Origin of the sequence: Bordetella genomosp. 9, assembly GCF_002261425.1 — a bacterium.
Taxonomy (GTDB): domain Bacteria; phylum Pseudomonadota; class Gammaproteobacteria; order Burkholderiales; family Burkholderiaceae_B; genus Bordetella_C.
The window spans coordinates 303898-324552 of the sequence record NZ_NEVJ01000002.1; the positions used below are offsets into that span (position 1 = coordinate 303898).

Here is a 20655-nt window from a genome sequence, read left to right on the forward strand (position 1 = left end):
ATCTGTCAATAAGATCAATAACGTGGAAGGAGCAACATGGCTACATTCGTACAGGCCGGCCACGCGCCCGCCATCGAGGCCTCCGTCGAGCAGAAACGCCGCAATGCCATCAAGGGCGCGTTCTTCTCGGAATTCATCGACATGTTCGACATCTACCTGCCGGTGGTCGTGCTGGCGCCGGTGCTGTTCTACTTCCAGCCGCGCGGCGTGGCGCCGGCGACCGAAGCGATCCTGGCATCGCTGGTGTTCATCACCACGCTGCTGGGTCGTCCCATCGGCGCGTTGATCTTCGGCATGGTGGCAGACCGCATCGGCCGGCGCATGGCATCGATCTGGTCCGTGTCGGGATTCGGCGTGGTGACGCTGCTGATCGGACTGCTGCCCGGCTACGACAGCATAGGCATCGCGTCCTACCTGCTGCTGGTGGCGCTGCGCTTCATCGACGGGATATTCCTGGGCGGGGGCTACACCGGCGCGATGCCCCTGGCCATCGAATACTCGCGCAAATCGCAGCGCGGCTTCGTCGGCGGCCTGATACTCGCGGGCTTCCCGGCGGCCTATGTCTGCATCAACCTGGTGGCGATGCTGATGTTCGCCCTGTTTCCGCTGGACGGCCCGCAGTCGCCCTACGCCCAGGTGGGCTGGCGCATCCCCTTCCTGATCGGCGCGGTGCTGGCCGGCGTGCTGGCCTGGTACTACATCCACAAGGTCGCCGAATCCGAAATCTGGCAGACCGAGGCGAAGAAGGGCGCCGCCGCCAGGAACCCGGCCAAGGCCGCGGAACGGGCCCGGGACAAGCTGCCCCTGATGGACCTGGTCAGCGGCCGCAGCGGCCGCAACCTGCTGCAGGTCCTGCTGCTGATGACCGGCTTCTGGCTGACGCAGAACCTGATCACGATCTACATGCCGACTGGCCTGCTCTCGGGCACGCTGCACATGAGCGCCTTCGATACGGCCGCCACGCTGCTGGTCTGCTATGCGGCGCTGTTCTTCAGCTATATCGCCTCGGGCGTGCTGGGCCAGCGCATCGGCCGCCGCCGCTTCTTCCTGCTGGCCGCGCCGCTGATCGCCACCGTGGGCGCGGTGCTGTTCTATCTGCTGTCGCACGCGGCGGGCATGCCCCTGCCGGTGATCATGCTGCTGGTGGTAGTGCTGTCGGTCCTGGTGACGTCGCCGTGGGGCGTCATCGTCACGTACATCAACGAGCGCTTCGTGACGGACGTGCGCGCGACCGGCTTCGGCGTCGGCTTCAGCCTGTCCGTGATCATTCCCTCGTTCTACGCCTTCTACATGAACTGGCTGGGCCGCTTCATGCCCATGCGGGCCACGCCGGTGGCGCTGCTGGTCATCGGGGCGGTGATCGGCACGATAGGCGCCTTGATGGGCCCCGAAACGCGGGACGTCGATTTCTGAAAGGATGGTTGCCATGCGCAATGACAAAGTGGGTTTCATCGGCCTGGGCAATATGGGCGGACGCATGACGCGGCGCCTGGTGGACGCCGGCATCCCGGTGCTGGGCTTCGATACGGATGCATCGCGCGCCGCCGCGTGCGGGGCGACGGCGGCGGGTAGCGTGCGCGACGTCGTCCAGGCCTGCGACGTGGTGCTGATGTCGCTGCCCGACAGCCACGTCGTCGAGGCGGTCGTGGAAGGCCCGGACGGCGTGCTGGCGCATTGCCGGGCCGGCCAGACCGTGGTCGACCTGAGCACCGCGGCCGCCAGCTCGACCAAGCGGCTGCATGGCGTGTTTCGCGACAAGGGCGTGCATTACATCGACGCCGGCATTTCCGGCGGCGCGGCCGCGGCCGAGAAGGGCACGCTGACGTTGATGATGGGCGGCGACGCGCAAGCCGTGGACGCCGTGCGCTGGGTTTTCCAGCCCTTCAGCACGAAGGCGCTGCATATGGGCGCCAGCGGCGCCGGCCACACCACCAAGCTGCTGAACAACTTCCTGAACGCCGTCAGCCTGGCGGCCACTGCCGAAGTCATGGTGGCGGGCAAGAAGGCGGGCCTGGATCTGCACCAGCTGCTGGACGTACTGAATAGCAGCAGCGGCGTGAACTTCGCCACGCAGAACCGCTTTCCGCACATCGTCGATGGCAATTACCTGGAAGGCGGCCTGACCAGCAAGCTCATGACCAAGGACGTGGTGCTGTACGTGGACCTGGCGCACGAACTGGGCGTCGCGTCGTTCAACGCGTCCGGCCCCATGTCCTGCTTCGGCCTGGCCACGGCGCTGGGCTACGGGGACAAGATCAGCAACCGCGTCGTCGACGCGATCGGCGACGTGTCGGGCGGCGTCCGGCTCAAGGACTGAAGAACAGGAAGCGACAGCCATGGAAATGACGGAACGGCAACACGCGCTCAAGGACGCGTTCATCCGCCTGCGCGGCGCCTGGGGGCCGGAATGGGAAAGCATCCTGCGCCTGGATGCCGGCTTCTTCGAAGCCTATCTGAACCTGGCCGCCGTGCCCTGGAAGAAGAACCATCTGGAAGACAAGGTCAAGGATTTCATCCACATCGCCGCCGACGCCGCCGCGACCCAGCTGTATCGCCCGGGCATACGCACCCATATCGAATCCGCGATCCGTCACGGCGCCACCCGCGAAGAATTGATGGAAGTGCTGGTGCTGACCAGCACCCTGGGCATCCATGCGTCGAATGTGGGCGTACCGGTGCTGCTGGAAGTCCTGCGCGAAGAAGGGTTGCGCGATGCGCCCGCGCCGCTGGACGCGCGCCGCGAGGCGCTGAAGGCGGACTTCCGCACGCAGCGCGGCTACTGGCACGAAACCTTCGAAGGCCTGCTGGAACTGGATCCGGAGTTCTTCCAGGCCTATCTGGATTTCTCGTCGGTGCCCTGGCGCGCCGGCGTGCTGCCGCCCAAGGTCAAGGAGCTGATGTACTGCGCCTTCGACGCGTCGGCCACGCACCTCTATGTGCCGGGACTGAAGCTGCACATGCGCAATGCGCTGGGCTACGGCGCCACGGCCCATGAGCTCATGGAGATGCTGGAGATCGTGAGCACCATCGGCATCCATGCGGCGGAAGTCGGGGCGCCCATCCTGGAACAGGCGTGGGCGGCGCGCGGCGACCCGCGCTAGCGGCCCGCCGCGCAGGCCTACTGCCGGGGCGGCACGTGCAGGGCGGCCACCAGCCCGGCCAGGGCGGGCGACGGCGGCGGATAGCGCAGCAGCACCTGCGGGTCGTGCCCCGGCACGATGTGGGCATGGCTGTCGGCCAGCGCATCCAGGCGGCGATGTCCTTCCAGCATCTCGCCGACGTTGAAGACGGCGGGGAAGGGCCGTCCTTCCTCCATGTTCCGGTAATAGTGCGACGCGTCGGACGCCAGCACGACCCAGCCGCGCGCCGTATGCACCCTGACCACCTGCAGGCCCCGCGTGTGCCCGCCGATATGGTGCACCGTGATGCCCGGGGCGATGTCGGCGTCGCCGTCATGGAATTGGACCCGGCCCGCATAGACCTGCTCCACCATCTGCAGCACGTCGCGCAGGTTGAAGGCTTCGGCGATGCAGCGATGCGCCATGTAGCGGCCCGTGGCGTATTCCATTTCGCGGTCCTGCAGATGGAAGGTGGCCTTGGGATAGGCAGCCAGGTTGCCCACATGGTCGTAATGCATATGGGTGACGATCAGGTCGCGTACCGCGTCGACGTCGACGTCCATCAGTTTCAGGGCGTCGCGCATGGGATGGATCAGCTTGCGGCCCCGCTTGCGGGCTTCTTCGGCATCGAAGCCGGCATCGACCACCCACACGCGCGCGGCATCGCGTATCAGCCACACGAAATAGTCCATGGGCATGGGCCCGTCATGCGGATCGCCGCCGATGAAATTGGCGCTGGCCGTGCGCTGATGTTCGCCGTACTTGATCGCGAAGACTTCGTACTCGGGCAGCATGGGTGTCTCCTTCGTTCTTCCGCTCTGGATCGAGCGATCATAGGTGAAGGTCTGACAGTCAGTCAATAATACAATCTTAGGCCCGACTTGCGGGTATCATGCATCCGCGAACGGCGGGTAGCCGTTCCGGGACGTTTCGGGACACAAGGAGATGAAGGGATGATCGTCGAAATGCGCGTCTACCACTGCGCTCCGGGCCGCCTGCCGGCCCTGCACGAGCGCTTCACCAACATCACGCTGGACTTCTTCAAGAAGTACGGCATCGAGCAGATCGGTTTCTGGACCACGCTGGTGGGCAACAGCAATCATGCGCTGACCTATCTGTTGAAGTGGGAAAGCCTGGCCGAGCGCGAGCAGAAGTGGAACGCCTTCCAGGCCGATCCCGAATGGGTGCGCCAGCGCAACGCGACGGAAGCCGAAAAGCCGATCGTCGAGCGCGTCGAAAACCAGTTCCTGGCGCCGACCGCGTATTCGGCCATGCGCTGAGTGCCTTGACGGCCTGCGCGTGGCCGGCTTGGGGCCGGCTCGGAGCCGACCCTGGGCACTGGCCTGCACGGCTGGTCCGGGCATGCCGTTTGCTGGCGGATACGGTTCACTTCGGGGAGAAGCACCATGAACTCAGGCCGCGACGGGCGCACCGTACAACACGGCGGTAGTTTCTACCACTTCCGCACCGTGGAACAGGCCACCGGCTTCTATCGCGGCATCCAGGAAGGCAAGAGCGTCGAGTCCTGCCGCCAGCGTTGGCGGCCCAGCCTGGTGCAGGTGGCCGTGGCCCCGCGGGTGGCGCCGCTCGCCGGGCAGCCGGCGCCCCCGAACTGACCTTACTTGACCGCCACCAGGACGGGCTGCTCCTGGTAGATGTCGGCGAACATGTGCTTCAGGTTGTCGACCTTGGGCAGGTCATTGAACACGATGTACGGATAGCGGGGATTGTTCACCAGGAAATTCTGGTGGTAGGCCTCGGCGGGATAGAAGCCGCGCAGATTTTCCAGCGTGGTGACGATGGGTTTGCCATAGACCCCGGCCCGATCGAGCTGCGCGATATAGGCCTTGGCGACGCGTTGCTGCGTTTCATTGCTGGTGAAAATGGTGGAACGGTACTGCGTGCCGGTGTCCGGCCCCTGGCGATTCAGCTGGGTGGGATCGTGGGCCACCGAGAAATACACCTGCAGCAGCTTGCCGTAGCTGACCTGGCGCGGATCGTAAGTGACCTGGACGGATTCGGCGTGCCCGGTGTCGCCGCCGCTGACCCGATCGTAGCTCGCGGTGCCCGGCTTGCCGCCCGCGTACCCGGACACGGCCTGGGTCACGCCGCGCACGTGCTGGAACACACCTTGCACGCCCCAGAAACAGCCGCCGGCGAACACGGCGGTTTCCGTCGCCGCCGTGGTGGCGGGTTCGTCCAGTGCGGGCGGCGGGATGACGACCGCGTCCTCGGCCGCCACGGCCGGCGCATGGCCGGCGAACAGGGCGGCGGCAACGGCGGCGCCGGCGGCCAGGACCAGGGCGGGGAATCTGGCGCGGGAGAGTATGGCGAACGGCATGGCGGACTCCTTGGAAGGTACGGGGCATTATCCCGCGCGCCCGCGCCCGCAAACTTAAATTAAACGTGATATTCGCCCGCGGGCGCCGACAGCGGCGCCGCGCTGCGCGACAATAGCCGCCGGATTACCGCCGGGCGCCTGCCCACGTCCGACCCCGCCCGCGCCGCCGTGCCGCCCGAGCCACCGCCACCATCGCCATGACTACCCTGAAACGCATCCTGATCGTCGAAGACGACGCCCACATCGCCGAACTGCTGCGCCTGCATCTGCGCGACGAGGGCTATGACGTCGTCCACGCGGCGGATGGCGACAACGGCCTGCGCCTGCTGGAAGGCGGCGGCTGGGATCTGCTGGTGCTGGATTTGATGCTGCCCGGCGTCGACGGCCTGGAAATCTGCCGGCGCGCGCGGGCGATGAGCCGCTATACGCCCATCATCATCACCAGCGCCCGCGCCAGCGAAGTGCATCGCATCATCGGCCTGGAGCTGGGCGCCGACGATTACCTGGCCAAGCCCTTCTCCATGATGGAACTGGTGGCGCGCGTGAAGGCCTTGCTGCGCCGGGTCGATGCCCTGGCCCGGGATGCCCGCATGGAAGGCGGCACCCTCGAACTGGCCGGCTTGCGCATCGATCCGATCGCGCGCGTGGCCCAGGTCGACGGCAAGGACGTCGACCTGACGCCGCGCGAGTTCGACCTGCTGTATTTCTTCGCCCGCCATCCGGGCAAGATCTTTTCCCGGATGGAGCTGCTGCATCACGTCTGGGGCTACCAGCATGACGGCTATGAGCACACGGTCAACACCCACATCAACCGCCTGCGCCTGAAAGTGGAGGCGGATCCGGCGGAACCCCGGCGCATCCTGACCGTATGGGGCAAGGGCTACCGTTACGCGACCGGCGCCGGGGAAGACGCATGAAACGCCTGAGCCTGACGCAACGCCTGTCCCTGGTCTTCGCCTTGCTGCTGCTGGCGTGCATGGCGGCGGCCGCCTGGCTGCAGATCGGCGCCAACCGCCTGCGCGAGGAAGAAACCGCGCAGCGCCTGTCCAGCGGCCTGGCGCGGCATATCGCGGAAACCACGCCCTTGATGGACGAAGGCGGCCTGCGTCCCGGCGCGGTGCGCGACCTGTTCGCCAAGCTGATGGCGGTGAATCCCAGCGTCGAGGTCTATCTGCTGGACAACGACGGCCGCATCGTCGGCGACGCCGCCCCGCGCGGCCGTCTCAAGCGCGACCGCGTGGATATCGAACCGGTGCGGCGCCTGCTATCCGGCGCGTCGCTGCCGATCTTCGGCGACGATCCACGCAGCGAAACGGCGCGCAAGGTCTTCGATGCCGCGCCCCTGCAGGTCGGCGGGCGCGACGCCGGCTATGTGTACGTGGTATTGCAGGGCGAGCGGCTGGAGGCCGTCTCCGCCAACCTCGCCGCCAGCAGCGTCCTGCGCACGACGCTGTGGTCCTTGGCCCTGGTGGCCCTGTGCTGCCTGATCGCCGGCCTGGTGGCCTTCAACCTGATCACGCGGCCGCTGCGGCGGCTGACCGGCGTGGTGCGTGACTTCGACGGCAACGAGGCCGCCGCGACGGCGACGCTGCAGGCCGCGCCGGCCCACGCGCTCCCGCCCGCCGGCGGCGACGAGATCGGCGTGCTGGAGCACGCCTTCCGCCAGATGGCCGCGCGCATCGCGGAGCAATGGCGCGAACTCAGCCGCCAGGACCAGCAGCGCCGCGAGCTGGTCGCCAACATCTCGCACGATCTGCGCACGCCGCTGACGTCCCTGCACGGCTATCTGGAAACGCTGCTGGTGAAGGCCGATACGCTGGATGGCGCCGAGCGGCGGCGCTACCTGGAAACGGCGCTGGGACAGAGCCGCAAGGTCGGGCGGCTGGCGCAATCGCTGTTCGAGCTGGCGCGGCTGGAATCCGGGCTGATCCATCCCGACAAGGAAGTCTTCGTGCTGCCGGACCTGGTCCAGGACGTCTTCCAGAAGTTCGAACTGTCGGCGGAGGCGCGCGGCGTACGCCTGGCGGCCGATTTCGACCGAGACCTACCGCCAGTGGAGGCGGACGTCGGGATGATCGAGCGCGTGCTTACCAACCTGCTCGACAACGCCATCCGCCATAGCCCGGCGGGCGGTACCGTGGATGTTCGCATGAGCACGCTGGACGGCGGGGCGCGGGTTTCCGTCAGCGATGACGGGCCCGGCATACCCGAACCCCTGCGGGCCAACCTGTTCACGCGCGCGTCGGTGTGGCGCGCCGATAACGCCCAGGCCGGCGGCCTCGGGCTGCTGACGGTGCATCGGATACTCGCGCTGCACGGCTGCGAAATACGGCTCGCGCGGCGCGCCGGCCGCGGCGCCGTCTTCGAATTCCGCCTGCCCGCCCGCGACGCGTCTCCGGCGCTCCTGGACGTTTGAGGTCTCTTCCCGTGACGCGGGCGGCGGCGTCCAGGCGCGCCGCGCCCCGTCCTGTCCATCGATAGATGTAGAGCCGTGCTTTCGATCTAGGAGGCCCCGCGCGGGCGCTCGCTCGTCCGTCCTAGGATGAACGCATTCTGGAGCTCTCGCATTACTGCGCGCACTATCTGCGCGGAGTAGGTACGACTGAACGCCCAATCGGATACGACATGGACAAGAAGACCGTTGCGTTGCTGGTGAGTGCCACGAACCAGGCGGGGTGGATACATGAAATCGCCCGGTGGCTCGCGCGTGAGGAGGATTTTCGAGTTGCCGCGCTGATCGTCGCATGGGATGACACCCCGTCGGCGGAACGCAGCCTGCCCTGGACGCGCGACCCCTTGGGCACCGTCGCCCGGCTCGAGTCGCGCATGCTGGAGACGCGCCATCGCGCGCAACTGGCGACCAGTGACCTGAGCGCGTCGCTGCCGGCCGGCACGCCGGTGCTGGACCTGGCCATCACGCGCGGCCCCGGCGGCCGCGTCGCCGCGGACGCCGACCAGTTGCGCGCGCTGATGGCGCTGCAGCTGGACGTCATCCTGGTGCTGGGCGCGCCGGCCGTGCGGGGCGAACTGGCTTCGCTGCCGGCTGCCGGCGTGTGGATGCCGGTGCATTCCGAGCTGAAGGATCAGCAGGACGTCGCGCATGCCGGCTTCTGGGAGGTCTACCAGCGTGCCGATCACACCACCGTCAAATTGTGGCGGCTGGGCGCCACCGAGCAGGCCGACGAGTTGATCGACGCCCGCAGCTTCAATACGGAAGTGTTCTGGCTGAAGAACCGCGCGCGCGCGCTGAGCCTGGGCAACCTGATGATCTTCGATACGCTGCAGGCGATGGTGCGGCCGGAACGCCGCAAGGAATTGTCGTCGTCGCTGCAGATCCATACCGCCATGACGCGGCCGCAACCCGCGCAGCGCGACGGCATGGCCTACCTGGCGCGGCAGGCCTGGCTGGCTTCCAGCATGGTCCTGCGCCGGGCAATGAAGCGCAACGTACGCTGGCGAATCGGCATGTGCCCGACCGGCCGCGAAGAAGTCGTGACGTCCGAGGCCGCCGTCATGGAGCCGCCGAAAGACCGCTTTTTCGCCGACCCTTTCGTCTACACCCGCAACGGGCAGCCTTTCATTTTCTTCGAGGATTACTACTTCCGCGAACGTAAAGGGAAGATATCCGTGGCGACGTATATCGACGGCGCCTTCCGCTTCCTGGGGGTGGTGCTGGATCTGCCGTACCACCTCAGCTTCCCGTACATATTCGAATACGGCGGCGCGACCTACATGGTTCCGGAAACCTGCGGTAACCGTACCATCGAACTGTGGAAATGCACCGAATTCCCGCTGAAATGGGAATTACATTGCACGTTGATGAACAATATTTCCGCCGTCGACACCATCGTTTTCCCGTACGGCGACCGCTGGTGGCTGTTCACCAATATCGACCGCACCGACGGCCTGAGCCATTGCGACGAGCTCTTCGCCTTCCATGCGGACCGGCCGGACACGGACAGCTGGCAGCCGCACGCGCTGAATCCCATCGTCCGCAGCCCCGTGAAGGCCCGCAACGCCGGAATGATCATGGCGCAGGACGGGAGCGTGGTGCGCTGCGCCCAGTCCCAGGGTTTCCAGCACTATGGCAAAGGGGTATCGCTCAACCGTATTGAAGAGCTGACGCCCCGGACCTACCGCGAAGCCGACGGCCCGGTGCATTACCCCAATTTCCTGAGAAAGCCATTCGCGTCGATGCATCATTGGCACCACCACGGCGGGCACACTGTCTTCGACTTTGCATTTATGGAATAACAAATACTGGTAAACGTTACAGCGCCTCGTGCGCTGACTATTCGCTGGACCCCGCAGCATAATCGCGGCGAATTGCAAGTGTTAGTAGCAGCGCTTCGCCGTTTCCCCCGAAAACCCCTTGAAACAAGGCTTGGAGCTCCAAATGAAGACACAACGCGCCCGGGACCGCTTGCAAAATCTTGCAGTCCGACTCCATTCAAAACTTTTTTAGTTCCGCTTTTAAACCGGCGCGGCAGTGCTGTTTAATCGTGCGGAAAAAATCAGGGAAGGACGGTGAGGAGCATTCGATTGATACTAACGGATGACTTCGCTTCCTGTCGGTTTATGTCCATTGGACAAGCTTGATTTTGAAGCGGCCTACCCATAACATGGTGCGTCATCCTAACGATGACTACTCAAGTTTCGGTCGGTTCGCCAACATCTCGTCCATGTGGTCGGCAGGCACACCGAACAATAATATTAATCGCCGTGTGTTTGCGCTACGTACCATTCACTGCTGCATCTCTGCTGCATCTAATGATGTCTTATGGGGAAAGCTATGTCGAAAATGGTCTTGATCGAGGCTCATCCACTCTTGAGGCTGGGTCTGCGTCAAATTCTGGGCAAGGTCGAAGGCGTGTGGGAAATCGTCGGATTGGATCTGGCGAATCTGGACGAAGCCGCTGAGCAGAACCGCAGTGCCGAATTGCTTATTTTCGGCCTGCCGATTGAAACCGAAACGGGCTGGCAAGCGCTGGCCGATGTGCGTCGGGTGTTGGCGCCCAAGCGCATCCTCCTGCTGGTCGATAACATGCCCATGCAGGCGTTGTCTCGCCTTCCGGAAGGAAGTATCCATGGCTGCCTCATGAAGACAGCCTCGATCGAGGTGCTTGAAGCAGCCATCCGGCTGGTGATGGCTGGTGGCCAATGTTTTCCGAGCGGCCAGATGGGGCAGGCGTCGGGGTCCGTCGAAGCGTCCATGGCGTCGGCCATGCAGCACGCACCGGCGGCCGCCTCGATGCTGATGTCCAGCGATGCCGATCACGGCAACGGGCCGAAGGCGATGCCGATCACCGCGGGCGCGCAATTGCTGAAGATCACGCCGCGGCAATACGAAGTCCTGGTGCTGTTGTCGCGTGGCTATCCGATCAAGACGGTTAGCCGCATGCTCAATATTTCCGTGGCGACCGCGAAGACCCATGCCTGCACGCTGTACCAGCGGCTACAGGTGAAAAACAAAGGGGAGGCGGTATATACAGCCTTGCAACGTGGCGCGACGCTGGATTGGGATGCTGGCGGCGCCAATGGAACAAGCTATGAGCGCTCCCGCCTATAGCACGGCAGCATCGCCAAGCAGGCCGGCAACCGAAGCAAGCCTTCCGACGTGAGTCGGGGCTTGCTTTTTTGCTTGGGGACGAAGGCCGACGTATACGTACCTGTCCCCATGCGTTTGCCGTCATGCGCACGGCCGAGAGTCACGGGGATGCGTCGCTGATACGATGGCGCAGGCAGTTCCCTAGCGGGCCGCGATCGATCCGATCCCGTGCGTGGCTGGGACGCTCAGCACATCGTGAGAGGCTCCCGGCGAATGACTACCGTCCTGATCGAGGAATATGCCATTCTGCGCATCGCTATCCAACACATACTGGAAACGGCGCGCAGTCCAGAAAGCGTCATGGCAATGGCGCCCATCAAATTGAATGAGTTATCACTGTCCGCTGTCAGACCGGTCGAGTTGCTGGTGCTGGGCGTGACGGGGATGACCGAAAATGATCTGCATATGTTGTCGGCGTCGATGACGCTGCTGGCGCCACGCCATACGCTGGTGCTGCACGACACGTTGGATCCGCGTTTCCTGCTGGAAGCGGCGCGCTCGGGCGCCTGCGGGCTGCTGCCCAAGTCGTCGACACCCGAGGCGATTACGGCGGCCGTGCATCTGGTACTGGCGGGCGGGCAATGCTTTCCGCGGACCATCGTCGAAGCGACGCAGGCCACGCCGCATATGCCTGGGCGCGGGCATACGGCGATACGCATGCTGACGCCGCGGCAGGAGGAGATACTGCGCCTGCTTGCGAAGGGCCGCACCATGCGTGAAATCAGCCGCGAGATCGGGATATCCGTGGCGACGGTCAAGAGCCACGCGCGGACCCTGTATTGGAAGCTGAATGCGCGGAACCAGGCCGAGGCGGCCTATATCGCGGTGCAGGAGGGCCTGCTGCGGGACGAGCCTCCCGCGCCTTCCATCACGCATGAAAACGGTGATGCGCCGCCGGGGTAGGCGCAGGCCCGCGAACGTCATCGCGGGGCCGCCATGCGCGGCCCCGGCGTCGATTCATATTCCGATTGCTGACGATGATCGCGCGATCGCGGATGGGGATGCGGATGGGGATGGGGATGCGGATGCGGATCGCAGCGTTGCGATCGCGCATCTTCGTATTCCGCGCCCTAAGCGTGCCTTCAGCGCGCCCTCAGCGCGGCCGCGCCGGGCGCGACCAGTTCTTGTAGTTGTTGTTCCAGCCGCTCCAGCACCGTATCGGTATGGAGCTGCGTGCGCGCGTACTCGAGCGCGGCGCGGCCCAGGGCTGCGCGCCGGGTGGGCGATGCGGCCAGGCGCAGCACCGCGCGCGCCATGGCCGGCGCGTTCTCGGGCTGCACGATGATGCCGCACAAGGACACGACGTAGGCCAGCTCGGTACCGGCCGCCGTGCCGCAGATGACGGGCCGGCCGCTGGCCAGCATGCCGGTCAGCTTGGACGGCATGACCAGGTCGGCGGCGCCGGCGCGTTGCGGGAGAAGATGCATGTCGGCGGTCGCGAGCAGCGCGGGCAGGCGTTCCGCCGGCTGCAGCGGCAGGAAGTGGACGTTGGCCAGCTCCGCGCAGCGCCGCTGCAGGTCCTCGCGCTGGTGGCCTTCGCCGCAGAAAATGAAATGGATGTCCGGGCGGCGGCGCAGTATGCGAGCCAGGTCGGCCAGCGTTTCCAGGCCCTGCTTGCCGCCCATGTTGCCCGAATAGACGGCCACGATATCGTCCTGGCCGATCCCCAGCAGGCCGCGATAGTCAAAGGCGTCGCGGCCATCGCGCGCCGCGGCGACGTCGATCCAGTTGGGAAAGAGCACCAGGCGCGACTCGTCGACGCCCTTGCGGCGGGCCAGCGCCAGCATGCGCGTGGAAATGGTCGATACGCGGTCGAAGCGCCGCATCAGCCAGCGCTCCATGCCGGCGACCATGCGTTTCAATGCGCGGCCCTTCAACAGGCCGAGCTCGAAGGCGGCGTCGACTTCGTAGTCCTGGATGTGCAGCCACGCTCGCGCGCCGCACAGGCGCGCCATGGCGGCCGCGGCGGGCGCGCAGAAGAGCGGAGGCTCGACCACGAGTATCACGTCCGGCCGACGCGCGCCGCAGGCCAGCAGCAGCGGCAGGCTGGACAGGGCGAAGGTGGCGAGATGCAGCAGCCGCTTGACGCCGCCGGGCTTGGGCGGCACCCAGAGCGGCGCCCGCAGCACCTTGACGCCCTGCCATTCCTGCGTCGCATAGCGCCCCGCCCGATACCCTGCCTGGACCTTCCATTGCGGGTAGTAGGGCGGCGCCGTGATCGCCGTCACGTCATGCCCGCGCGCCGCCAGCCAGGCGGCCATTTCACCGGTGTATTTGCCGGTGCCGGTGAGCTCGGGCGCGAAGTTGATGCCGTACAGGACGATCTTCATGGGAGTGTCCGGACGCGCGGGCGTACCGGGCGGCAGGGCGTGCCGTGGCAGACCATGTCGGACGGCATGTCCTTGAAGACGGAACTGCGCGCGCCGACGACGGCATTGCGGTGGATGGTGACGCCCGGCGCGATGAAGACGTCGGTCGCGATCCAGGCGCCGTCCTCGATGACGATGGGCCTGCCGCGAATCGGAAACTCGGGCAGGGCGGCGTCATGGTCGCCGGCGCAGAGATAACCGCGCTGGGAAACCACGGCATGGTTGCCGATATCGATGTCGGCCAGGCTGTAGAGCACGACGTCGTCGCCGATCCAGGAGTAGTCGCCGATACGCACCTTCCAGGGGTAGGTGATCTTGGCGCTGGCGCGCACCAGTACCTTGTGTCCCACCTGCGCGCCGAACAGGCGCAGCAGGAAGCGGCGGAAGCCGTAGGCGAACTGTGGCGAATAGCGGAATGCGGTGCTTTGCACCATCCACCACAGCTGCACGTACAGGGCGTTCCTGCCGCGGAAGCCAGCCGGCATCTGGAATTGGTTGAGTCTCTGGAAAGTATCCATGGCCGACTCCTTCTTCTAGTGGGTACCGCCACGCAGGGCGTCTGCTTCCGCGGTGGCGGCGGGTGAGGCGGTAGCCATCGCGGCGCGCAGTTCGCGCGACTTGATGCCGATCTGCCAGTAGTACATGGAGCGCGCCACAGCGTAATCCAGGCCGGCCTTGCCGTCCAGGAAGCCCAGGCGCAGGATGTAGCAGTGCACGAAGGCGGCGACCGCCTTGAAGGGCATGGCCGCGAAGATCCGCTTCATCAGGGAACGCATGCCGACGTTGGCCTCGCGCGGGTCGTTCAGCAGGCCCTTGACGCGCAGGTTGGCTTCCCAGTCGGAATACTTGTTGTGCTTGTCAAAGTAGTGGTACAGGCCATCGTGGTCGTGATGCGCCATGCGGCCCTTGAGCAGGAACACCGGGCCGGTGACCTGCGGCTGGTAATGGCCTTCCACTTCCCACATATTCGCCACGTCCAGGTCGTTGTAGTCCAGGAAGCGCGAACGCGTCCGCGACAGCAGGATCAGTTTGTAGACGCGATGGCCGTAGTTCAGCTGCTTGCCGCAGAACACGTAGTTGAAGCCGACGAACGCACCGCCGGCGCCCTGGGCGAAGCGCGGCAGGCAGGCGTTGATTTCGCGCGCCAGCTCAGGACTCATGACTTCGTCGGCGTCGACGTACAGCACCACGTCGTGCGTGAAGGGCAGGTTGTCCAGGCACCATTGCTTCTTCTTGGGATAGCGCTTGTTCCATTGGAACTGCACCACATGGGCGCCGAGGCCGGTGGCGAGTTCGACGGTGCGATCCGTGCTGTGGGAATCGACCACGAACACTTCGTCGAAATCGGCCAGCGCCCTGAGGCACTTCTCGATGTTCCGTTCCTCGTTCTTGGTCATGACGATGACGGATACCGGTACGCGGGTCATGTGCGTGCTCCTACGCGGTCCAAGCCCCCTTTGCGCAGCAGGGGCTGGAAGAGGTCGGCCACATTGCGGCAATGGCGTTCCAGGGAAAAGTCCGCGGCCCGTTGGGGGCCGAGGTCGGAAAGGTGTTCGCGGCGCGGGCGGTCCGCGGCGAGCGACTGGATGGCATGGGCCACGGCTGCCGCGTCGCCCACCGGGACCAGCTCGCCGAACTTGCCGTCTTCCAGGATCTCGGCGGGGCCGGACGGGCAATCCGTCGCCACCACCGGCACGCCCAGGCACAGCGCTTCGACCAGGACGATGCCGAAGCTTTCGCGCTCGGAACACGACAGGAAGATGTCGGCGCTGGCCAGCATCGGGAAAGGGTTATCCACGTGGCCGACCAGCCTGACCGGACTGCCGGGCTTGCGCGCGGCGATCTGGGCTTCGAACTCGGCGCGTTGCGGACCTTCGCCGATGACGGTGAAGACCACGTCGGGGTCGTCCAGGCGGCAGGCGGCGTCGATCAGGGTCTGGAAGCCCTTGGTGCTGACCAGCCGGCCGACCGAGACCACGTGCAGCTTGCCGTCGTCCGGCAGCGCCTGGCCCGGGGCACGGGCCTGCGCGCGCACTTCTTCCAGCGGGATGCCGTTGTAGATGTGCCGGCACTTGTCCTTCAGGGACGGCACCATGGCGACCAGGTCCCGGGCCACGCCGCGCGACACGCCGACCACTTCGTCGTGCGCGCCGTAGCAGACGCGCAGCAGCGCGCGCTTGAGCGCGCCCAGGCTGGTGGAGCGGTAGTGGGCCGACGGGCTGTTGTGCTCGAAGGCGACCGTGCGGAAGCTGCCGGGCATGAACAGGCGCGCGGCGGCCACCAGGATGTTGCAGATCAATCCGTGCGAGCACACCACCGCGGGTTGTTCGCGGCGGATCGTCGACATCAGCTTGAGCAGGCTCCAGGGGGCGGACAGCTGCATCGCGCGGTTGCCCAGCTTGCGGGCGACGCCCCGGGTCACATTGGCCTTGCTGGGCGTGAACTCATGCTCGATTTCGCGCATGCAGAACAGGGAAGTACTGAGCCCGTGCTTGGGCAGTTCTTCCAGCATGAAGTGGACGCATCGGCCCACGCCACCGCGATGCAGGTCCGGGACAACGAATAGGATATCAACCATGGTGCGGCAACCTCGGGTAGGCGGTTTTGCCGGGCGACTGCCCGGTTACGATCGGACGCGGATCGCCCTGGGGCGGCCACGCGGGCGGAACAGGCCGTACCGGCGCCACGGACCGCGCCGCCGCCGCCTCGAAGGGAGGCCGCGGCGGTTGGTAGTTGCGCATCAGGGATAGGCAGTAGGTCAACAAAAAACCGGTCAGGGCGGTCTTGGGCGCGTAGGCCAGGCCGCCCGAGAGCGAGTCGATGAAGACGTAGATGGGCACGCAGGCGATCAGGTAGCGGCGATGCATGTCCAGCCCGACGTTGCCGTTGCGCCTGGACAGCGACAGGATCAGGAGCAGCAATGGCGGGCCCATGATGACGATCGTGCCGACCAGGCCGAACTTCATCAGGTAGAAGGCCCACGAGTTGTGCGCGAAGGTGCCCAGCTCGAAACCGTCTTCGCCCATGACCCAGAAGCGATAGCCCGCGCCGTGGCCAAAGAAGGGCTTTTCGCGGAACTGGCCCATCTGGCCTTCGTATTCCTGTACACGCGCGCCGTAGCTCGAATCGTCGTCCAGCGCCTCGACGGTCAGCACGCGGCTGGCCAGCACGTCCAGGTAGCCGATGGCGTAGAACACCACCAGGCCCGCGACGATGGCCGGCGCGAATATCACCGTGACGCGCTTGAGCGCGCCGACCTTGCCGCCCAGCACCACGGCGATGCCCACGGTGATCGCCAGCTGCAGGTACTGGCTGCGGTTCAGCGAGAACACCAGGGCCATGAACATGAACATGATCAGGAAGTAGGCCGTGCGCGACTTCAATCCCAGCACTTCGCGGAAGTACAGGATGGACGTGATCGCCATCGGTATGCCCCAGATCCCCAGGTTCACGTCGCGGACCGGATCCACCGTGCTGAAGCCGATCGCCACCTTGATGATCATCTGCGCCGCCACGGCCAGGCCGGCCGCCACGATGGCCCATTGCAGCTTGCGATAGGCCGCGGGTCCGTCGATGTCCTTGTAGCAAAGGTAGGGCGTGATCAGGAAATACACGATGATGCGCATGTCCCGGAAGGTGTCGCTCAGCTCGATGCCCGGCGGGGGCGGCGCCATGTAGATCAGGTAGCCCCAGGCCAGCAGGTTCAGGCCCATCAGCGCGGTGACGGGCGGAGAGGGCAGGCGATAGGCGTCGGGATCGGCCAGCCTGAAGAACTTGACCGCCAGTATGGCGACGAAGATCAGGTCGAACAGCGACAGCTTGAAGCCGCCCACCGCGATCACCAGCGCCTCGTTGCTCATCGCGAGCGAGGTGAACAGGAAGGCGCACAGCAGCGGGACGGTCGAATAATGCCTTTGGACGTGGCGCATGATGGCGGGCCTCTAGTGCGCGTTCCAGTCGTCGCGACCGGCCACTTTGTGCAGCAGCTTGTCGAACAGATAGTCCAGGTCGCCCTGCCGCGCGTGCGCAGCCACCTTGGCGGCACGGCAGGACAGGCCGAACAGCGGGCCGATGCCGCGCTCGGTGGCGCGGATATCCCCGATGATCTGCTCGCGTTCGCTTTCGAGCACGTCCTGCAGCAGGGCGGTCTTGGTCTCCTCGTGGGCGGTGTAGACCCCCATGGCGGAAGGCACCAGGACGTTGGGGCCGTCCTGCAGCAGGCGGCTCCACAGCTCCAGGTCCATGCAATAGCGCATTTCTTCCTTCAGCAGGCCGTGCCGCTCCAGGCAGTCGCGGCGGAACAGCGCCACCTGGTTGGGAATGGACGCCTTGATGATCGTCAGCTTGGAGCGGGTCAGCGGGGTGTAGAAGACCTGGCGGAAGATGCGGTTGTCGGCGTCGGCGATGTACAGGTGGCCGTTGACGATGGGCGGACGCCGCTTGGCGGCGGCCCGGCCCAGCTTGACCAGGGCGCCGGCGCAGTACAGGTCGTCGGAGTTCTGCCAGCCGACGTAGTCGCCGGTGGCCATGGCGAAGCCCTTGTTGATGGCATGCGACTGTCCGCGGTCCTTCTTGCTTTCCCAGTAGGCCAGGTACGGTTCGTACTTGCGGATGATGTCCACGCTGCCGTCGGTGGAGCCGCCGTCCATGATGATGTATTCCAGGTTGGGATAACCCTGGTTCAGCACGGACAGGATGGTGCGCTCCAGGAAGCGGGCCTGGTTGTACGACGGCGTGACCACCGTGACCTTCGGCAGGCTGTCGGCGTCCTGCGGCGGCGGCGGGATCTGCAGCCGGCTGACGAAGTCGACCAGGTCCCGGGTGGATTTCAAATGGCGCTTGCGCATCAAAGACCTCAGCATAGGCGTGAAACTTATCGTGTTGCGGTGGAGACCGGCCGTTGCGCGTGCGGGACCAGTGGCGGCGGCCGCGACTGGCGCAGGGCCAGGTAGATGCCGTACAGCGTCGTCACCGAATAGGCGATGCGCGCCCAGCCCGCCGCGCTTTCGCCCACCGGCGCCACCAGCATGAACAGCACGCAGACCATGCTCAGGCCGGCCAGCCCGTTCAGCACGGCGACCGCGCGGCTATTGCCCAGTCCCAGCAGGGAAAAGTGCGCCACGACGTTCAGGGACAGCAGGCCGGCGGCGACGATCAGCAGCCGGAAGGTCATCAGGTGGCCCGGCGTGTAGGCATGGCCCAGCATCAGGGAGAGCACGGGGGCGCTGATGGCCAGCGCGACGGCGGTGCCCAGGACGGACAGCGTCAGGTTGACCGCCATCAGCCGGCGCACTTCCCGGTACACGGCCCGCACGCTGTCGGCGCCGGCGGCCAGGTGGCTGATGCGCGGCATGGTCTTCTGGAACACGGCGACGGACGCCGTATGGATCATCTGGCCGATCTGCGCGCCCACGGTATAGATCGCCAGCGTCGCGGGACCCAGCAGCGAACCCACCAGGATGCGGTCCACCGAGCCGAAGGCCACGGCGCTCAGGCTGTTCAGCCAGGACCACCGCGAAAACCGGAAGGCCGCGCCCATGGCGCCGCGGTCCATCAGCGGGCGCACCACGTAGTGCCCGTCGCGCCGCGCGAACAGGTGCATCTTGATCAATCCGGTGGCCAGCAGGCCGCCCGCCTGCGTCATGGCGGCCAGCGTGGGCGATTGGGTCATCACCGCCACCGTGCAGGTGACGGTGTAGGCCGTGAAGCGGCCGCCGACCTCGCACAGCGCGGTGGTGGCGAAAGCCTCGCGTCCTTTCAGGCAGCCGGTGAACAGCTGGTCGAACTGCTGGCTCAGGTAGACGATCATCGCCGGCAGCGCCAGCGTGGATACCGCGATGCCGCCGAACGTGGCGTGCGGCCATAGCCAGGAGACGCCGCCCCAGGCCAGCAGGGCGACCGCCATCACGAAGACCAGCGCACAGCCCACCAGGGCGAAGCTGACGCTGGCGCCGCGCATGGCGCCGCCGGGTTCATGCAGGCGCTCGGACACCAGCTTGGTGCCCGTCACCGCGGCGCCCAGGTTGGCGACGTTGCCGAAGCCGGCCAGCGCCATGATCATGGCGAACTGGCCGAAGCCCACCGTGCCGAGCTGGCGCAGGAGTATGGGCGTGGCCGCCAGCGCGATCAGCGGTCCCAGCCCATATTCCATCAGGCCCCAGAACGATGCGTTTCCGGAGATGTATTTCTTGACGAGCACACGCATGAGCGCGATTCCCCTACGTCGGTTGTCGGTTTGCGCGGGCCCTGGGGGCGGGCCTGCCTAGGCAAGCGGTAGCGCCTGCCGGGGGGCATGGCGCAGGTAGTCGTGGTAGGTGGACTCGATACCCTGGCGCAGGCCCATTTCCGCGCGCCAGCCCAGCGCATGGATGCGGCTGACGTCCAGCAGCTTGCGCGGCGTGCCGTCCGGCTTGCTGGTGTCGTACACCAGCTCGCCGTGATAGCCCACCGCCTGCGCCACCATGGCGGCCAGTTCCGCGATCGACACGTCGGTACCGACGCCGATGTTATAGACGCCTTGGGCGCTGTCCGATTCGCCCAGCGTGACGCAGGCCCGCGCCAGGTCGTCCACGTGCAGGAACTCGCGCCGCGGCTGCCCGGTGCCCCAGATGGTGACGGTGGGCGAGCCCTGTTCGCGCGCTTCATGGAACTTGCGGATCAGCGCCGGCAGCACGTGGCTGCTTTCCAGGTCGTAGTTGTCGTTGGGGCCGTACAGGTTCGTCGGCATGGCGCACAGGTAGCGCGCGCCATACTGGCGGTTGTAGGCTTCGCACAACTTCAATCCGGCGATCTTGGCGATGGCATAGGGCTCGTTGGTCGGCTCCAGCGGCCCGGTCAGCAGTACCTCCTCGCCCATGGGCTGCGGCGCCATCTTGGGATAGATGCACGACGAGCCCAGGAACAGCAGTCGCTTGACGCCGGCCGCATGCGCCGCATGGATGACGTTGCATTCCATCATCAGGTTGCGGTACAGGAAGTCCACCGGATAATCCCGGTTGGCCAGGATGCCGCCCACCTTGGCCGCCGCCAGGTACACCGTATCCACCCGCTGCGTGCAGAAGAAGCGGTTGACCTGGTTCTGGTTCTCCAGGTCCAGTTCGCTGTGCGTGCGGGTGATGATGTTGCGGTAGCCGCGTTGGCGCAGCTCGCGCTCGATGGCCGAGCCGACCATGCCGCGATGGCCGGCGACAAAGACGTACTGATCCAGGTCCGCCATGG

20 protein-coding genes are annotated in these 20655 nt (G+C 65.9%); 10 read left to right on the forward strand and 10 right to left on the reverse strand.

All coding sequences use genetic code 11. From position 1 onward, the window contains the following. The first annotated feature begins 36 nt into the window (after window positions 1-36). The 3 genes from CAL26_RS07390 to CAL26_RS07400 are packed head-to-tail and all read left to right on the forward strand — an operon-like array spanning window position 37 to window position 3101. Complete coding sequence (locus CAL26_RS07390; protein WP_094846284.1) at window positions 37-1413, forward strand: MFS transporter; 1377 nt, start codon at window positions 37-39, stop codon at window positions 1411-1413. Between the two features lie 13 nt (window positions 1414-1426). Beyond that, window positions 1427-2317 carry an NAD(P)-dependent oxidoreductase gene (locus CAL26_RS07395; protein ID WP_094846285.1) on the forward strand — a complete coding sequence of 297 codons (891 nt, stop codon included), beginning with the start codon at window positions 1427-1429 and terminating at the stop codon, window positions 2315-2317. Between the two features lie 19 nt (window positions 2318-2336). After that, window positions 2337-3101: a carboxymuconolactone decarboxylase family protein gene (locus tag CAL26_RS07400; RefSeq protein WP_094846286.1), complete on the forward strand. Its 765-nt coding sequence runs from the start codon at window positions 2337-2339 to the stop codon at window positions 3099-3101. 17 nt (window positions 3102-3118) lie between these two features. Here CAL26_RS07400 and CAL26_RS07405 read toward each other — a convergent pair whose 3' ends face one another. Further along, window positions 3119-3913 carry an N-acyl homoserine lactonase family protein gene (locus CAL26_RS07405; RefSeq protein WP_094846287.1) on the reverse strand — a complete coding sequence of 265 codons (795 nt, stop codon included), beginning with the start codon at window positions 3911-3913 and terminating at the stop codon, window positions 3119-3121. A 159-nt stretch (window positions 3914-4072) separates the two neighbouring features. Here CAL26_RS07405 and CAL26_RS07410 point away from each other — a divergent pair, with 159 nt between their 5' ends. Next, on the forward strand, window positions 4073-4399 hold the full coding sequence (locus CAL26_RS07410; RefSeq protein WP_094846288.1) for an NIPSNAP family protein: 327 nt from the start codon (window positions 4073-4075) through the stop codon (window positions 4397-4399). Between the two features lie 126 nt (window positions 4400-4525). Continuing rightward, window positions 4526-4735 carry a hypothetical protein gene (locus CAL26_RS07415; protein ID WP_094846289.1) on the forward strand — a complete coding sequence of 70 codons (210 nt, stop codon included), beginning with the start codon at window positions 4526-4528 and terminating at the stop codon, window positions 4733-4735. A gap of 2 nt (window positions 4736-4737) precedes the next feature. Here the strand turns inward: CAL26_RS07415 and msrA are convergent, their stop codons facing one another. Next, the gene (gene msrA, locus CAL26_RS07420; RefSeq protein WP_094846290.1) at window positions 4738-5460 is read right to left on the reverse strand and encodes a peptide-methionine (S)-S-oxide reductase MsrA; all 723 of its coding nucleotides are present in this window, start codon (window positions 5458-5460) and stop codon (window positions 4738-4740) included. A gap of 197 nt (window positions 5461-5657) precedes the next feature. On the opposite strand from msrA, the gene CAL26_RS07425 reads away from it, so the two are divergent. From CAL26_RS07425 to CAL26_RS07445, 5 genes are all read left to right on the forward strand, one after another. Then, window positions 5658-6377, forward strand: coding sequence for a response regulator transcription factor (locus CAL26_RS07425; protein ID WP_094846291.1), 720 nt, complete (start codon window positions 5658-5660; stop codon window positions 6375-6377). Next, a complete protein-coding gene (locus CAL26_RS07430) occupies window positions 6374-7876 on the forward strand; it encodes a sensor histidine kinase (RefSeq protein WP_094846292.1) in 1503 nt (500 codons plus the stop codon). Before CAL26_RS07425 ends, CAL26_RS07430 begins: the two co-directional genes overlap by 4 nt. 209 nt (window positions 7877-8085) lie before the next feature. Beyond that, the gene (locus CAL26_RS07435) at window positions 8086-9714 is read left to right on the forward strand and encodes a glucosamine inositolphosphorylceramide transferase family protein (RefSeq protein WP_094846293.1); all 1629 of its coding nucleotides are present in this window, start codon (window positions 8086-8088) and stop codon (window positions 9712-9714) included. A gap of 538 nt (window positions 9715-10252) precedes the next feature. Then, complete coding sequence (locus CAL26_RS07440) at window positions 10253-11029, forward strand: helix-turn-helix transcriptional regulator (RefSeq protein WP_094846294.1); 777 nt, start codon at window positions 10253-10255, stop codon at window positions 11027-11029. 252 nt (window positions 11030-11281) lie between these two features. Beyond that, entirely contained in the window at window positions 11282-11971 is a 690-nt protein-coding gene (locus CAL26_RS07445; RefSeq protein ID WP_094846295.1) for a helix-turn-helix transcriptional regulator, read from the forward strand. 179 nt (window positions 11972-12150) lie between these two features. On the opposite strand, the gene CAL26_RS07450 is transcribed toward CAL26_RS07445, so the two are convergent. From CAL26_RS07450 to fcl, 8 genes are read right to left on the reverse strand one after another with little or no spacing between them, the layout of a single operon-like run. Continuing rightward, window positions 12151-13398: a glycosyltransferase WbuB gene (locus CAL26_RS07450; RefSeq protein ID WP_094846296.1), complete on the reverse strand. Its 1248-nt coding sequence runs from the start codon at window positions 13396-13398 to the stop codon at window positions 12151-12153. Then, a complete protein-coding gene (locus CAL26_RS07455) occupies window positions 13395-13955 on the reverse strand; it encodes a putative colanic acid biosynthesis acetyltransferase (RefSeq protein ID WP_086064000.1) in 561 nt (186 codons plus the stop codon). Before CAL26_RS07455 ends, CAL26_RS07450 begins: the two co-directional genes overlap by 4 nt. A 15-nt stretch (window positions 13956-13970) precedes the next feature. After that, the gene (locus tag CAL26_RS07460; RefSeq protein WP_094846297.1) at window positions 13971-14864 is read right to left on the reverse strand and encodes a glycosyltransferase family 2 protein; all 894 of its coding nucleotides are present in this window, start codon (window positions 14862-14864) and stop codon (window positions 13971-13973) included. Then, a complete protein-coding gene (locus CAL26_RS07465; RefSeq protein ID WP_094846298.1) occupies window positions 14861-16015 on the reverse strand; it encodes a glycosyltransferase in 1155 nt (384 codons plus the stop codon). The genes CAL26_RS07460 and CAL26_RS07465 overlap by 4 nt, the downstream gene beginning before the upstream one ends. After that, entirely contained in the window at window positions 16008-17366 is a 1359-nt protein-coding gene (locus CAL26_RS07470) for an O-antigen ligase family protein (RefSeq protein WP_094846299.1), read from the reverse strand. Before CAL26_RS07470 ends, CAL26_RS07465 begins: the two co-directional genes overlap by 8 nt. A 12-nt stretch (window positions 17367-17378) precedes the next feature. After that, window positions 17379-18284, reverse strand: coding sequence for a glycosyltransferase family 2 protein (locus CAL26_RS07475; protein WP_094846300.1), 906 nt, complete (start codon window positions 18282-18284; stop codon window positions 17379-17381). A gap of 26 nt (window positions 18285-18310) precedes the next feature. Continuing rightward, window positions 18311-19642 carry a lipopolysaccharide biosynthesis protein gene (locus CAL26_RS07480; protein WP_094846301.1) on the reverse strand — a complete coding sequence of 444 codons (1332 nt, stop codon included), beginning with the start codon at window positions 19640-19642 and terminating at the stop codon, window positions 18311-18313. Window positions 19643-19699: 57 nt separating this feature from the next. Continuing rightward, the gene (fcl, locus tag CAL26_RS07485) at window positions 19700-20653 is read right to left on the reverse strand and encodes a GDP-L-fucose synthase (protein ID WP_094846302.1); all 954 of its coding nucleotides are present in this window, start codon (window positions 20651-20653) and stop codon (window positions 19700-19702) included. Window positions 20654-20655 lie beyond the last annotated feature (2 nt).